The sequence below is a fragment of the Sphingomonas daechungensis genome, assembly GCF_014489495.1.
GTDB classification, from domain to species: Bacteria; Pseudomonadota; Alphaproteobacteria; order Sphingomonadales; family Sphingomonadaceae; genus Sphingomicrobium; species Sphingomicrobium daechungense.
Genome location: NZ_CP060780.1, coordinates 2,315,873 through 2,329,934, shown reverse-complemented (window position 1 = coordinate 2,329,934; position 14,062 = coordinate 2,315,873). Strand labels below are relative to the sequence as shown.

Below are 14,062 nucleotides of genomic sequence, written 5' to 3'. Positions count from 1 at the left end.
TGCGCTCACCGCCGACATTGCATCGCTCGAACGACAGCTCGCCTCCTGCCAGCGCCGCATTACGCCGGATGTCATTGGCCGATTCGGCAAGCTCCTAAGCGACGGACTGCGAGGCGACAGCCCCGCACTCCGCCAAGCCTATGTTCGGCTACTCATCGAAGACGTGACGGTCGAAGCTGACAAGGTTCAGATCCGAGGCTCGCGAAAGGATCTGGAGCGAGCCGTCATAGCTACCGCAGGCAGCGGCGCCACCAAGGTGCCCAGTTTTGCACGGGAATGGCGCACCCGACAGGATTCGAACCTGTGGCCTCTGCCTTCGGAGGGCAGCGCTCTATCCAGCTGAGCTACGGGTGCGTGGGAGCCGCGCTTAGCCGCAGGTGGGCTAGCGGCAAGCCGGGTCGAGGAATGCGGCGAGCGCACAGTGCAGGCCATGGCGGGCCGATCCGACAATCATGCCAACGTGCCCGGAAGGATGTCGTGGGTCGTTCCGGCAGGGGCGCTGACCGCCGGCGTGATGCGGTCCTTGGATGCAGTGCAATTCAGGAGCGGGACGGCCAGCCGATCGCTCATCGCTCGGCCGCGGATCATCCAGCGGCCGGATCCGGGCAGGTCGGATCCGAAGAAGTCCTCGATCAGTTCGCGGGCGGCGGGGAAGGGCAGGGCCTCGCCCTCGTTCGCCCAATCTTCCAGGACGACGAAGCGCCGCTCGTTCGCCTCGCCTGCGTCGAGCTTCGCAAAGTCGGCGAACTTGGCGACCGTTCGTGACGGATCGAGCGACCAGAATGCGGCTTGAAGAACTTCCATCGGCAGCACCTTCAGCGAAGTTGCCGGCAATTTTGCCGCGCGCCAAAGGTCGAGCAAAGATTTTCGCGAGTCTTCTGGATAATTCGAAAATCGCCAGGGCGCGGCGATCGTCGCCACGCGCTCTGCGGGGGTGAGGTTTGCAGCCGCAATCGCCATTGTCCCGCCCAGGCAGTATCCGATGAGCGCCGGCTGTTCGTCGAGTTGCGCGATGAGCGGTGCTAGCAGATTTGAAACGTGACCGCCGATGTCGTGCTCCGCTCGCTCCCGCGCGGGTCCCCAATCGAGCAGCAGGCTTCGGCGTCCCATCTGCGCGATCGCCGAAGCGAGCGACACGTCTTCGTCCAAGTCGAGCACGTCGGGCGGGTTGATCAGCGACGGGACCAGGATCGCCGGCGGACCGGTGCCACCATGGTCGCGCAACACTGCCGGGCCAACCCTGGCGACCACGCGCCCCGTCGGCCGTCGAATAGTGCGCGCCGCTCGCTCGTATTTTACGAGCCCGTCGAGCGCCGCGCGGGCGGTCTGCGGGTCGTTTTCCCCAACCATCCGGACCATCTCGAGAAACAGTGGAAGTGGGCGCGGCGCGCGTTCATGTTGCAGCGCACTATGTTCCGGTAGTAGGTGGTCCGGGGAGTTATCGGAGCGGTTCATGGCCAGGTCCTCGGACAAGGTGACAATCAAGAAATACGCTAACCGGCGTCTCTACGACACGGAATGCTCTTCCTACATCACTCTCGACCGCCTTGCGGAGATGGTGCGGGAGGGACGCGAGTTCGAAGTCGTCGATGCGAAGACGGGCGAGGACATCACGCGCCAGGTCCTGACGCAGATCATCGTCGACGAGGAAGCGCGCGGATCCACCATGCTTCCGGTAAATTTCCTGAAGCAGCTGATCGGTCTTTACGGAAACTCGATGCAGGGCGTCGTCCCGCAATATCTCGAAGCGGCCATGGACGCGTTCCAACGCAACCAGAGCGCGATGCGCGACGCTTTCGGCGGCAAGGTTTTCGCCGATCTCGCGAAGCGCAACATGGAGATGTTCGAGAACACGAGTCGCGCTTTTTCCGGACCCGCCGCAAAACCAAAGGCGAAAACGGAAAAGCCGGAGGGCGATGCCGAGCTCGACAAGCTCCGTGAAGAGCTGGCGGCCCTCAAGGACAAAGTCGACCGGCTGACCAAGTGATCGGAACACATGTGAAGAAGGTCGCGCTCGCCGCGGCGGCTTGTGCGTTCGCGCTTGGCCCACTGCGCGCCCAATCGACAACCACCGATTTCAGCTATTCGCCGATCAGTCCGGGTGCCTGGGTTTACCGGTCAGTTGCGGGCGGAAGCGAGGCCGCCTTCGTCGACGGGACAGGCACCACGCGCGCGGTTGTCGCTTGCGGTACCGTCACGCGGCTCGTGACGCTGTCGCGAACGAGCGCAGTCGCGACAACGAGCCTTTCGTTCTGGACGAGCTCGCTGTCGCGCCAATTGACGGCACGTTTCGACTCACGGTCCGGGCGACTGATCGCGCAGGTCGGGGCCTCGGATGCACTGCTGGACGCGCTCGTCTTCAGCCGTGGGCGCATCGCGATCCTGACGCCCGGCTCACCGGCGCTGGTCCTTCCGGCGGGGACAGAAATTGCGCATGTTGTCGAGGATTGCCGCGCCTAGTTTCGGCGCACGCGAATTTCCGAAGATTGCAGATTTCCAGCGCATTACAAGTCTTGTGATTTGCGCGCACACGAATCATCTTCATCTCAGCTTCAACGCAGCGAAAGGAGGTGATCCGATGTCTCATGGTTCAGCAGAGAGGTCGGAAAGGGGGTTCGTCGGCCGTAGCGCTGGACGGACGGCCAAACACTTCCGGCCGCTGACCATGTTCGAGGGGATCGTTGCTTTGGCAGCGGTCCCCTTTAACGTATCTGTGCAATTTGATTCTTCGCAATTACACACATGGTTCGTTGCCGAAACGGAACCGTACGGCAGTTGAAGTGTCTTCTGGGCAAGACCGAAAGGAACGATTGCGATGGCCAAGTCCACCACCGGGAAAAAGTCTTCCAAGAACGAAACTCTCGATAAGATTGCCAAGGCAGCGATGAGCCGCGAAATGCTTGCGGCCGGACTTGCCGCCGCAGCTGCCGCGATCAGCGCCAGCCCTGCCGCGCGCCGCAAGATTCGCGATGCTGGCCTGGATGCCGCGGACACCGCGCAGGCGGCTGCAAGCACCATGGTTTCCAGCGCTTCGAAACTCGGGTCATTGATTGCGGAGGCGGTCGCCGATGCCGCGCAGCGAGTCCTTTCCGGCAAGTTCACGGATGAGGGAGCGCCGGTCGCCGCCAAGAGCACCGCAAAGCGTTCGAGCGCGAAACGCCCTGCGGCGAAGAAGCCTGCCGCAAGGAAGCCTGCCGCGAAGAAGGCGCCGGCGGCCGCGAAGGCTTCGACGGCTACCCGCGCGAAATCCGCGAAGCCGGCGGCGGCTCGCAAGTCCACGACCACGGCTGCGCGCAAGCCCGCCGCTCGCAAGCGGACGACAACGGCTCGCAAGGGCGGTTCGAGCCGCGGCAGCGGGACTGCACCGACAGGCGGCGCAAAGAGCTAAGTCTTAGGCGGCGCGGTCTTCGAACTGGAGCCGCGCCAGCCTTGCGTAAAGGCCCTCGCGACGTGTCAGCGTGGCGTGCGTGCCTTCCTCGACGATCCTGCCGTGATCCATCACGACGATGCGGTCGGCCGCGCGTACGGTTGCGAGGCGATGCGCAATGACGATCGTCGTTCGATCCGCCATCAAGCGGTCGAGAGCGTCCTGCACCAGCCGTTCGCTTTCTGCATCCAGCGCTGACGTCGCCTCATCGAGGAGCAACAAGGGCGCATTGCGAAGCAGCGCTCGAGCAATCGCAATGCGCTGACGTTGTCCGCCCGAGAGGCGCGCTCCGCCTTCACCCATGAACGTGTCGAGACCATCCGGAAGCTTGCGCAGGAATTCCTCGGCGTGTGCGTCGCGCGCGGCTTGCCAGATGTCCTCTTCGCTGGCGTTCCAGTTGCCGTAGCGAAGATTGTCGCGCGCGGTTGCGGCGAACATAACCGTCTCCTGAGGGACCAAAGCGATCCGCTGCCGGATGTCGGCGGGATCGGCGTCGCGGAGATCGACGCCGTCGAGCAGCACTCGGCCGGATTGCGGGTCGTAGAAGCGCTCGGCCAGCTGGAAGATCGTCGTCTTGCCGGCTCCCGAAGGACCCACCAGCGCAAGTCGCTCACGCGCCTTCACATCGAGGTTGAAGCCCTCGAGAGCGGAGACATCACGCCGCGTCGGATAATGAAAAGTGACGTCTTCGAACGTGAGCTCGCCACGGGCGGGCTGCGGCAGCACCTTCGGGTTGGCCGGCGCCCGAATGTCGGGCTCCGCTTCCAGCAACTCGGTCAGGCGTTCGGAAGCGCCGGCCGCGCGAAGGAAATCGCCATACACTTCGGACAGTGCCCCGAAAGCGCCGGCGAGAAGACCGCCGTAGAGAACGAACGCCGCAATGGTGCCACCCGTCATCCGCCCGGCGGCGACATCCACCGCGCCCTGCCAGATGATCAGGGTGATGGCACCGAACATCAGGAAGATTGCACAAGCTGTCATGATGGCGCGCAGCAGGATGCGTTTCTTGGCGGTTGCGAAGACGCGCTCGACGGCTTCGGTGAAGCGGGAGGCCTCGCGGCCTTGCTGCCCGAAAGCCTGGACGATCTTCATCGATCCAAGCACCTCGCTGGTTACTGCTCCGACATCGGCAATGCGGTCCTGGCTGCTGGTCGAGATCTTGCGGACGCGGCGGCCGAGAAGAATGATCGGTCCCAGTGCAAGTGGAAGGCCGAGCAGCATCAGTCCGGCGAGCTTCGGCGACAAATAAATGAGGATGCCGACGCAGGCGATCGCCAGGACGACGTTTCGAAGCGCGACGGAAACCGTGGTGCCGACAACTTGCTCGATAATCGTCGTGTCGACGGTCAGCCGGGAGGTAATCTCCGCGGGCCGGTTCTCTTCAAAGAAGCCGGGCGACAGGCGAAGCAGGTTGCGATGAACCGCAAGGCGGATGTCGGCGACGGTGCGCTCGCCCAGCCAGGACACGAAGAAATACCGGACAGCCGTCGCGATGGCCATCACGCCGACCAGCATCAGCAGATATTCGAACCAGCGGGCGATGTCCCGCGTGGAGCCCCGGTGGCAAACCCTTTGTCGATGATGAGCTTGAAGGCGTATGGGACGCCCGATGTCGCCGCCGCAGCAACCACCAGGGCTGCCGCCGCCGCTGCGATATGCCCGCGATATTGCGAGGCGAAGCGCCAGATCATGCGCAGGTTCTTGACGGAGCGGCCCTTGGGGCGGTTTGCGGCGCTGGCCATCGTTGCCGACTAGCAGCCGTGGCGCTGTCCCTCAATTGCGCACCGCAATGAGTGCAGTGCAACATGGCCCTTGCCGTTGGAGCAAATGGGGTCCACATCCATTGGTTCGTGGTGATGAGGGTGCCCCTAAATGCTGTATGACGCCTACGAAGTTCAGCGCTCGTTTCTCGCGGGTGCGAGCAAATTGGCGGGAATGAGCGCGGGGTGGCTGAATAATCCAGCAAACCCATTTGCTTACGCCTCGATGAGTCCGATGATTTCGGCGGCTCTCGACGTGTTCGCCCATGCTGCGGCGCCACGAGGGAAGCCGGAATTCGGCCTGAAGGAAACGATCGTGAAGGGCCGCAAGGTCAAGGTTCACGAGGAAATCCTGGTCCGGGAGCCGTTCGGGCAGCTCAAGCGCTTCGTCCGCGAAGGTGTGGCCGACAAGGATCCGCCGCTGCTGATCGTGGCGCCGATGTCCGGACACTTCGCGACGCTGCTTCGCGGCACGGTGGAGCGGATGCTTCCGAAGCATGACGTCTACATCACCGATTGGCGCGACGCGAAGTCGGTACCGCTCAGCGAGGGCACCTTCGATTTCGACGATTACGTCGATTATCTCATCGAGTTCATTGAGGCGATCGGCGAAGCGAGGGGCGAGCGTCCCCACGTCCTGGCGGTCTGCCAGCCGTCGGTTCCGGCCTATGCTGCCGTCGCGCTGATGAATGCTTCCCGCAATCGCTGGCGTCCAAAGACGCTGACGATGATGGGCGGACCGGTCGACAGCCGCGAGGCGCCGACTGCGGTGAATACTCTTGCGACCGAGCGTCCGCTAGCGTGGTTCCAGAAGAATGCGATCGCCACCGTTCCGCTCTATTATCCGGGCGCCGGCCGGAAGGTTTATCCGGGCTTCCTTCAGCTCGCGGGCTTCATGACCATGAACCTCGGCAGCCACCTCGTCAGCCATTGGGAGATGTTCAAGCATCTGGTCGAAGGCGATGAGGAGAGCGCGACTTCGACCCAGAATTTCTACGACGAATATCGCTCGGTCGCCGACATGACTGCCGAATTCTACCTGCAAACGGTCGATATCGTCTTCCAGCGCCATCTGCTGCCCAAGGGCCAGCTGATGCACCGCGGCGACAAGGTCGATCCCAGGGCGATCAAGGACACCGCGCTGCTCGCCATCGAGGGCGAGCGCGACGATATTTCGGGCATTGGCCAGACCAAGGCTGCGCTGGACATCTCGACCGGTCTCGGCTCGTCCAAGAAGCAATATTTCATGGCCAAGGACGTCGGCCACTACGGCATTTTCAACGGGCGCAAGTGGCGCGAGCGCATCGCGCCGGTTGTCGAGGACTGGATCGCCAAGAACGCCTGAAGTCAGGCCTTCCGCATCCGAACTCCACCCAGCATGGTGAGCGCGACGATCCCTGCAAGCGCGGCGACTACCGCCGCGATCGTCATGGCGGAGTGAAATCCGTCGAAGAGGCCGGCGTCTTCCCGGCCCAGCACGGACCCGAGCATTGCGGTTGCAATCAACCCGCCCAGCCGGGCAACGGCGCTGTTGAAGCCGGACGCCATCGCAACGTGCTGTTCCTCGACCGAGCTGAGGACCGAGGACGTCAATGGCGCGACGGCAATCGTCATTCCGATCGCTGAAACAAGTATCGTCGGAAAGACTCCCGTCCAATAGCTGGCGTCAGGGCTGACCAGCCTTCCGAGCAGCATGCCTGCACCGACCACGATCGGACCGACGGTCAGCGGCAAGCGGGGCCCGATGCGGGCGGCGAGCGAGCCCATGGTCGGCGAAATGGTGGTCATGAGAATCGGCAGCGGAAGCATCGCCATTCCAGCCTGGACCGGCGAATAGCCGCCGCTGGTGATCAGCACGTACGGGATCAGAAGCATCGCCGCCGCAAACGCACCGTAGAGAAGGAACGTCATCAGGTTCAGCCCGGTAAAGCAGCGGTCGCCGAACAGGCCGAGCGGCATCATCGCCTGCTGCCCCCGACGCTTCTCGACGAGGAGAAACCCCGCCACCAAGGCGAGGCCGGCGAGGCCGGTGGAGATCGCGGCGGTACTCCATCGGCCATTCGCCGACCACAAGGTGAGCGCATAGGTCAGGCCGCCTAGCCCTGCCGTGATCAGCAGCGCGCCGGCATAATCGGTGCGGCCAGCGCCTTTTTCCCTGCTTTCCTCAACGAACCTCAGCGCGAGCAGGATCGCTCCCAGCGCAAGCGGCAGGTTGATGTAGAAGATCGAGGGCCAGCCGGCGTGATCGACCAGCCACCCCCGATCAGAGGCGCGACCGCCGCCGCTGCGGCTCCGGCAGCAGCCCATATGCCGACCGCACGCCCGCGCTTCTCGCCTTCGAAAGCGGCGTTGAGCAAGGCTAGGCTGTTGGGGAGCAGTAGGGCCGCGCCGACGCCCTGTGCCGCTCGGGCAGCCAACAGGATGGGAAGGGTTGCCGCCAATGCGCAAAGCAGGGACGTGACCGCGAATATGCTGGTTCCAATGACGAGCAACCGGCGCCGTCCGTAATGATCCCCCAGCGCTCCGCCCAAGAGCAGCAACGCCGACAATGGGAGAAGATAGGCGTTGACCACCCACTGGACCTCGGCCGCCCCCGCTCCGTAGCTCGCGCGGATGGCAGGTAGGGCAACGCTAAGAACGGAGCCTTCGACGAAGGACAGGCTGGACGCGAGGACGCAGGCGACAAGCGTCCAGTTGGGACTGGCTTTGCGCGTTCGCGTTCGGGGGCTCAATCGACCCGCTGAGCCAGCGCAGCCTCAACCATGTCACGCCAGACTTCAGAATCGCCGGCCGCGGCCATCGCCTCGTCCGGCTCGCGGGCAGTGTGGAGGACGGCAAGCGCCTGCTTGACGTGCTCGGGCCAGGTGAGGTCGACTTTCTCGGCTGCGGATGGATCGCTGCCTTCCGCATTGCTGCTGTGCGCTGCGCCGGCGAGCACGCGGGCGATGCGTTCGACCAGTGGGCGATTGGATTCGGGCATCTTTGAACTCCTTGCCGGACTAAACAGCTTCACGGCGTTTGGGTTCAAGCAGACGCGTCAGCGCGCGCCGAGCCGCGATCACCAGCCAGATCGACAAGGCCACGAGCAGCAGAGCGATCAGTACGGCGGCGACCGGGTTGGCGATCGCAAGCGCGAAGAGGCCCACGGTGGCCACGTCCTCGCCGGTGGACACAACTACGTTCGAGAAAGGCTCCGGGCTGACGTTCACCAATGTGCGCGCTCCCGCCTTTCCGGCATGAGCGATGAAGGCTGCACCGCCGCCGAGAAGGAAGCTTGCCACCTGCCAGCTCGGATCCGCTGAATCGACGATGGCCAGGCTCAATAGGGCTCCACCGACCGGTCGGATGACGGAGTGAACGGTGTCCCAGATGCTGTCGACCCAAGCGATCTTGTCGGCGAAGAATTCCGCGAATGCCCCGGCACCGGCAATGCCGATGATCCAGTTGTTCGCGAGCACGTCCAGCGTCCGCAACTGCTCCGGAAGCGCGACCCAGCCAAACTTCATTGCGAGACCGGTGGCGAATACCACGAGATAGAGGCGCCAGCCCGCGAGCAGGCTGATCGAAGCGGCTAGCGCGACGAGTTCGACGGCGCTCATATGATTCGAGACTAGGGCCTACAGCGCCAACCGCAAACAGCTGTTTCGACATGGCTCAGCTTCTTTGCCATGCATGAACACATGGTGCGTTTCGAACATCGGGCGGTTCCCATTGTCCTCGCCGCCGTAACCGTCGACGTCATTGGTTTCGGCATTGTCATGCCGGTGCTGCCCGAGCTGATTACCGAGCTTGGGCGGATGGACCTTGCTGCGGCGACCCGGGTGTCCGGCTGGATGCTGGCGGTTTTCGCCCTCGCGCAGTTCTTCGCCGGACCCATCATGGGGAATCTCGGTGATCGCTTTGGCCGGCGCATCGTCCTGATCGCGGCCATGATTGCCTTCGCCATCGACTATTTCGTCATGGCCTGGGCACCGACGATCGCCTGGCTGTTCGTCGGTAGGGCGGTTGCTGGGATCGCCGGCGCAAGCATGGGCCCGGCGGGTGCGGTGATTGCAGACGTGACGCCTCCGGAGAAGCGCGCCGCCACGTTCGGACTGCTCGGCGCATCATTCGGGGTCGGCTTCGTGATCGGCCCTGCGCTGGGCGGAGTCGTGTCTGCCTTCGGCACCCGAGCGCCTTTCTTCGTCGCCGGTGCGCTGGCGGCGATCAATGCAGTCGCCATGCTGCTTTTCCTGCCCGAGACATTGAAGCCGGAGAACCGTCGCCCGTTCCGCCTTCGCGATGCGCACGTCATCGGTGCATTCAAGCCGCTTTTTCACGCCGGCAATGCCACGCCTCTGCTGATCGCATGGTTCCTCTGGCAGCTGGGCGGAGTCGTTTATCCCGCTGTCTGGGCCTTCTGGGCCGCGATCCGCCTTGGCTGGGATTCGGCGGCGATCGGATGGAGCCTGGTGTGGGTCGGTGCACTCCAGCTGCTGGTGCAAGTCTTCCTCACCGAACGTGTCGTGAAGCGTCTCGGAGAGTGGGGGCGGCTGTCGTCGGACTTTCATGCGGGGCAGTCACGTTGCTCGCCTATGCGTTCGCATCACACGGCTGGCAGGTTTACGCTTACTTTCTGATCGGCTGCCTCGGCGCGTTGGCCTGGCCGGCCATGAACGGCCTGCTGTCGCGGATGGTCGACGCGACACGGCAGGGCGCACTCCAGGGAGGACTGGGGTCGATGAACAGCGTTGCTGCCATATTCGGCCCGCTGATCGCGGCGCAGAGCCTCGCTTGGGGAAGCCGCAACGGCTTCGACGGCGCTGCCTTCCTCGTCGCTGGAATCCTGATTGCGGCGTCGGCGCTGATCATCGCGTTCGGAACGCCGCGACGACCGGCCGACGCACTGGTGGCCGCCCAGGATTGAATGAGGAATTCGGGCTGGCGGCTTCCTAGAAAACCTCGAACAATCCAGCCGCGCCCATGCCGCCGCCGATGCACATGGTGGTGACGACATATTTCGCGCCGCGGCGCTTGCCCTCGATCAAAGCATGACCGGTCAGGCGCGCACCTGACATGCCGTACGGGTGGCCGATCGAAATCGCGCCACCGTCTACGTTGAGCAGGTCGTTGGGGATTCCGAGCTTGTCGCGGCAATAGAGCACCTGGACCGCAAATGCCTCGTTCAGCTCCCACAGGCCGATGTCGTCCATTTTCAGGCCGAACCGGTCGAGCAGCTTGGGAACCGCGAATACGGGACCGATACCCATTTCGTCCGGCTCCGTGCCGGCGACCGCCATGCCGACATAGCGGCCGAGCGGCTCCAGGCCGCGCTTCTCTGCGACCGTAGCGTCCATGATGATGCAAGCCGACGAACCGTCGCTGAGCTGGCTGGCGTTGCCGGCGGTGATGTGCGTGCCGGGGCCAAGCACCGGCTGCAGGGATGCGAGGCCTTCCAACGTGGTGTCGGCGCGATTGCCTTCGTCCTTGGCGAGCGAGACTTCCTTTTGCGAAACCTCGCCGGTTTCCTTGTCCTTGACGCTCATCGTCACCGTGACCGGCACGATTTCGGCATCGAAGCGGCCGGCAGCCTGCGCGGCGGCCGTTCGCTGCTGCGACTGGAGAGCATATTCGTCCTGCGCCTCGCGGCTGATCTTGTAGCGCTGGGCGACGGTCTCCGCCGTGCCGAGCATCGGCATGTAGACATCCTTGTGAATCGCGATCAGCGAAGGGTCGCCGCCGATCCGCATTTCGGGCGTCTGCACCAGGCTGATCGAATCCTGTCCGCCGGCGGCAACGATATCCATCCTGTCGATGATGACCTGCTTCGCGGCAGTCGCGATGGCCATCAGGCCGGACGCGCACTGGCGGTCGATAGTCTGCCCGCTAACGGTCACCGGACAGCCGGCGCGCAAGGCGACCTGCCGGCCGATATTGCCCGCCTGAACGCCCTGGGTGAGCACGCAGCCCCACGTCACGTCGTCGATTTCGCCAGCGTCGATGCCTGCACGCTCGATGGCCGGTGCAAGTGAAAGCGCACCAAGAGTTGCACCAGGTGTCGCATTGAACGCGCCCTTGTAAGCACGGCCGATGGGGGTTCGCGCGGTCGAAACGATTACGGCGTCGCGGACGGACATTCTTCTCTCCTCAAACGAACAGCAGGCCGAGCCATTCGGCCGTCAGTGCGGGCTTCTCCTCGCCCTCGATCTCTACGGTCACGGTGTGACGCAACAGCAATTGCCCGGGCGCTTTCTCGTCCACCGAGTCAAGCCGGAAGCGGCCGCGGATCCGCTTGCCGCTGCGGACCGGTGCAATGAAGCGCACGCGATCGAGACCGTAGTTGACCGCCATCCTGATGCTGTCCGGCACAAGCATCGCCTCCGCGGCCATGCGCGAAAGCATCGACAGGGTCAGGAAGCCGTGGCCGATCGTCCCACCGAACGGCGTCTGCGCGGCAGCCACGGGATCAACATGAATGAACTGACGATCCTCGGTCGCGTCGGCGAATTGGTCGATCCGCTGCTGGTCCATTGTTAGCCAACTCGAAACGCCGACTTCGGAGCCGATGCGCGAGCGGAGGTCGTAAAGGGAAGTAACTGGCACGATTGTCAGTTAGAACGGCCAGACGCGCGTGGGCAAGTCGAACTTCGCTCAGCCTTCGGAACCTGAAGCACCGCGCTCGGCATAGGGCATGATGAACGATCCGTCTGGTGCGGCCGTGAAGGACGTTTGCGTTGGATAGGCGAAGGCGATGCCCTCGCTTTCGAACGCGCGCTTCACGTTGACGATGATCTCGGACCGGTGGCGCGCCAGCGAGTCCGGGTCTCGCGTTCTATCGTCATAGACGATTTCGCAGTCGATCGAGCTCGGTCCGAACGCGAGGGCGCAGCAGCGGACGAGCTTGCAGTTCTTCACCGCGTCGACCGGTCCAGCCACGATCTCCGGCAATCGCTCGAGCGTCTCGGACGATGTCTGGTAGACTAGACCGAACGGCAACCAAGTGCGCCGCACCCGAGCGTCGGTGACGTTGTGTAGCTCCTGCTCGAGGAGCTTGGTGTTGGCCATGATGACCTGTTCGCCGCTGGCCCGCGGAGGCGAGTGGTCTTGAGCCCGATCCGTTCGACCACGCCGGTCGTGGTGCCGTAACGGACGACATCACCCTTGCGGAACGGTTTGTCGAACAGGATCGAAAGGGCCGCGAAAAGGTCCGCGAAAATGCCCTGCGCGGCAAGGCCGATTGCAATGCCGCCGATGCCGAGGCCGGCAACCAGCGCAGTGACGTTGACCCCGAGATTGTCGAGAATGACGATGAAGGCGATCGCGAAGAGGACCACGCTGACAAGCACGCGGATGATCGACGTCGCGTTACTCAGCGCGGACTCGCTCGTTTCTTCGCCGACCTTCCGCGCAATCAGGCCGAGGATCAGCTCCCGAGCCCAGATCGCGCCCTGAAGGGCGGAGGCGACCGTGAAGCCGATGTCGACCAAGTGCTGAGCGCGCCGCGGAAGCTGGGCGTAGGTGGTGACAATGTCGATCGCCGTCATCACCATGAAAAAGACGGTCGTTCGCGCCAGCACGCGGCCGATGACGCTCTGCCATCCGAAATGCTGGGCCTCGGTTTCGCGGGCGACCATCCTTTGGCCGACAAGGCGCAGGATCAGCATCAGCCCGACGATGCCGGCCGCCACCAGTGCGCCGACCAAAGCGCTTTCGCGGTTCTCGATCAGCCAGGAGATGACCGATTGGGTAGGTTTTACGGCGTCGAATTTCGGCTTCATGAGGCGGCTTGTGGCGGCGGTGCCAACCGCAATCAAGTTTTCGCGGTACGCTTCTCGGCGCCAAGAAACTTGAGAAGGCCAACCTCTTCGGCCGACAGCCACTTGCGCTCGCGCGGCCTTTTCAGACCGTTAAGCGGGTTTCGCGGGCGGTCGCGAGCGGCTTCGATCAGCTTGGGATGGACATAGGATTTGCGGCTGATGGCCGGCGTATTGCCGAGCGCTTCCGCGACGGGCTCCAGGACCGTCTTGAGGCTGATGCGTGCCTTCTCGAACTCGGTTGCGGCCAGCATCTGCTCGAAGGCGATCACACTCGCGCCCCAGGTGCGGAAGTTCTTGGCGGTGAAGTCGCCTCCGGATGCTTCGCGGATATAGGCGTTGACGTCGGCGGAACTCACCGCGCAGGCTTCCCCGTCTTCGGCCATGTACTGGAAGAGATGCTGGCCCGGCAGGTCCTGGCATTTCGAAACGATCCGCCGAAGATTGGAATCCGTAATCGGCACCTCGTGGACGATCCCGTGCTTGCCGGTGAACCGCATCGTCAGCTTGTTGCCCTTGCGGCGGAGATGCCGCGACCTGAGCGTGGTCGCTCCGAAGCTCTTGTTCGCTTTCGCATATTGCTCGTTGCCGATGCGGAGGTAGCCCGTGTCGAGCAGTCGAACGACCGCCGCCAGCACCGCGTCTCGGCTCAGCGAGCGCTTCTTGAGGTCGGCCGCAACCCGGGCGCGGATCTTCGGCAAGGACAGTCCGAATTCCAGTGTGCCGGTATATTTCTTCTTATCCCGCCTAGCCGAAACCCGAGGTGGTAGCGGTATTGTTTGCGCCCCGAGCATCGATGCCGGTCGCCTGAAGATGGCCGTTTTCGTCCTTGCAGAACCACGCGTTCTCATAAGCCGGCGGAAGCGCGATCGCATTCAGACGTTCGATCGTCTCGCGATCGGTCACCCGGGCGCCGGATTCATCAAAATATTGCCAGTACCGGCCTTGCTTCCTGCGGGTGTAGCCGGGCTCGCTGTCGCTGCTGTGCCTCAGCCTGCCGCCGTTCCGCTTCTCATCGCCCATCGGCACGCTTAAGCGCCGGGAGGGCCAGCGAGTTCCTGACCGAGCCCAAAGGAGGTGCC

Annotated in this window: 15 protein-coding genes, 1 tRNA gene and 2 pseudogenes; 6 read left to right on the top strand and 12 right to left on the bottom strand. The window is 63.7% G+C overall.

Annotated elements, in window-relative coordinates; all coding sequences use genetic code 11:
• Positions 1-277 precede the first annotated feature (277 nt).
• A tRNA-Arg gene (locus tag H9L15_RS12570) sits at positions 278-354 on the bottom strand.
• 96 nt (positions 355-450) lie between these two features.
• Positions 451-1,350 carry an alpha/beta hydrolase gene (locus tag H9L15_RS12565; RefSeq protein ID WP_187714307.1) on the bottom strand — a complete coding sequence of 300 codons (900 nt, stop codon included), beginning with the start codon at positions 1,348-1,350 and terminating at the stop codon, positions 451-453.
• A gap of 103 nt (positions 1,351-1,453) precedes the next feature.
• On the opposite strand from H9L15_RS12565, the gene phaR reads away from it, so the two are divergent.
• The 3 genes from phaR (at position 1,454) to H9L15_RS12550 (ending at position 3,388) form a co-directional block, all read left to right on the top strand.
• The gene (gene phaR, locus H9L15_RS12560; RefSeq protein WP_187714306.1) at positions 1,454-1,987 is read left to right on the top strand and encodes a polyhydroxyalkanoate synthesis repressor PhaR; all 534 of its coding nucleotides are present in this window, start codon (positions 1,454-1,456) and stop codon (positions 1,985-1,987) included.
• Complete coding sequence (locus H9L15_RS12555; RefSeq protein WP_187714305.1) at positions 1,984-2,460, top strand: hypothetical protein; 477 nt, start codon at positions 1,984-1,986, stop codon at positions 2,458-2,460. The genes phaR and H9L15_RS12555 overlap by 4 nt, the downstream gene beginning before the upstream one ends.
• Before the next feature lie 355 nt (positions 2,461-2,815).
• Positions 2,816-3,388 (top strand): hypothetical protein, encoded by a 573-nt coding sequence (locus H9L15_RS12550; RefSeq protein WP_187714304.1) that lies wholly within the window; start codon positions 2,816-2,818, stop codon positions 3,386-3,388.
• Between the two features lie 3 nt (positions 3,389-3,391).
• On the opposite strand, the pseudogene H9L15_RS12545 reads toward H9L15_RS12550, so the two are convergent.
• Positions 3,392-5,169, bottom strand: a pseudogene (locus H9L15_RS12545) (ABC transporter transmembrane domain-containing protein).
• A 130-nt stretch (positions 5,170-5,299) separates the two neighbouring features.
• Here H9L15_RS12545 and H9L15_RS12540 point away from each other — a divergent pair.
• Positions 5,300-6,532: a polyhydroxyalkanoate depolymerase gene (locus tag H9L15_RS12540; protein ID WP_187714303.1), complete on the top strand. Its 1,233-nt coding sequence runs from the start codon at positions 5,300-5,302 to the stop codon at positions 6,530-6,532.
• Between the two features lie 2 nt (positions 6,533-6,534).
• Here H9L15_RS12540 and H9L15_RS17905 read toward each other — a convergent pair whose 3' ends face one another.
• The 4 genes from H9L15_RS17905 to H9L15_RS12525 form a co-directional block, all read right to left on the bottom strand.
• Positions 6,535-7,062 (bottom strand): MFS transporter, encoded by a 528-nt coding sequence (locus tag H9L15_RS17905; RefSeq protein WP_262984985.1) that lies wholly within the window; start codon positions 7,060-7,062, stop codon positions 6,535-6,537.
• Positions 7,063-7,361: 299 nt separating this feature from the next.
• Entirely contained in the window at positions 7,362-7,919 is a 558-nt protein-coding gene (locus tag H9L15_RS17900) for an MFS transporter (RefSeq protein WP_223276236.1), read from the bottom strand.
• On the bottom strand, positions 7,916-8,167 hold the full coding sequence (locus tag H9L15_RS12530) for a hypothetical protein (protein WP_187714301.1): 252 nt from the start codon (positions 8,165-8,167) through the stop codon (positions 7,916-7,918). The genes H9L15_RS17900 and H9L15_RS12530 overlap by 4 nt, the downstream gene beginning before the upstream one ends.
• A gap of 19 nt (positions 8,168-8,186) precedes the next feature.
• A complete protein-coding gene (locus H9L15_RS12525) occupies positions 8,187-8,786 on the bottom strand; it encodes a DUF4126 domain-containing protein (protein ID WP_187714300.1) in 600 nt (199 codons plus the stop codon).
• An 84-nt stretch (positions 8,787-8,870) separates the two neighbouring features.
• On the opposite strand from H9L15_RS12525, the gene H9L15_RS12520 reads away from it, so the two are divergent.
• The gene (locus tag H9L15_RS12520) at positions 8,871-9,806 is read left to right on the top strand and encodes an MFS transporter (RefSeq protein WP_223276235.1); all 936 of its coding nucleotides are present in this window, start codon (positions 8,871-8,873) and stop codon (positions 9,804-9,806) included.
• Entirely contained in the window at positions 9,710-10,093 is a 384-nt protein-coding gene (locus H9L15_RS17895; protein ID WP_223276234.1) for an MFS transporter, read from the top strand. The genes H9L15_RS12520 and H9L15_RS17895 overlap by 97 nt, the downstream gene beginning before the upstream one ends.
• Before the next feature lie 25 nt (positions 10,094-10,118).
• On the opposite strand, the gene H9L15_RS12515 is transcribed toward H9L15_RS17895, so the two are convergent.
• The 5 genes and pseudogenes from H9L15_RS12515 to H9L15_RS12495 form a co-directional block, all read right to left on the bottom strand.
• Positions 10,119-11,303, bottom strand: coding sequence for an acetyl-CoA C-acyltransferase (locus H9L15_RS12515; protein ID WP_187714299.1), 1,185 nt, complete (start codon positions 11,301-11,303; stop codon positions 10,119-10,121).
• 10 nt (positions 11,304-11,313) lie between these two features.
• The gene (locus H9L15_RS12510; protein ID WP_187714298.1) at positions 11,314-11,769 is read right to left on the bottom strand and encodes a MaoC family dehydratase; all 456 of its coding nucleotides are present in this window, start codon (positions 11,767-11,769) and stop codon (positions 11,314-11,316) included.
• A 48-nt stretch (positions 11,770-11,817) separates the two neighbouring features.
• A complete protein-coding gene (locus H9L15_RS20490) occupies positions 11,818-12,162 on the bottom strand; it encodes a hypothetical protein (RefSeq protein WP_398286188.1) in 345 nt (114 codons plus the stop codon).
• Positions 12,147-12,944 carry a mechanosensitive ion channel family protein gene (locus H9L15_RS20485; protein ID WP_187714296.1) on the bottom strand — a complete coding sequence of 266 codons (798 nt, stop codon included), beginning with the start codon at positions 12,942-12,944 and terminating at the stop codon, positions 12,147-12,149. The genes H9L15_RS20490 and H9L15_RS20485 overlap by 16 nt, the downstream gene beginning before the upstream one ends.
• 32 nt (positions 12,945-12,976) lie before the next feature.
• Positions 12,977-14,003: pseudogene (locus H9L15_RS12495) on the bottom strand (DNA topoisomerase IB).
• Positions 14,004-14,062: the final 59 nt, after the last annotated feature.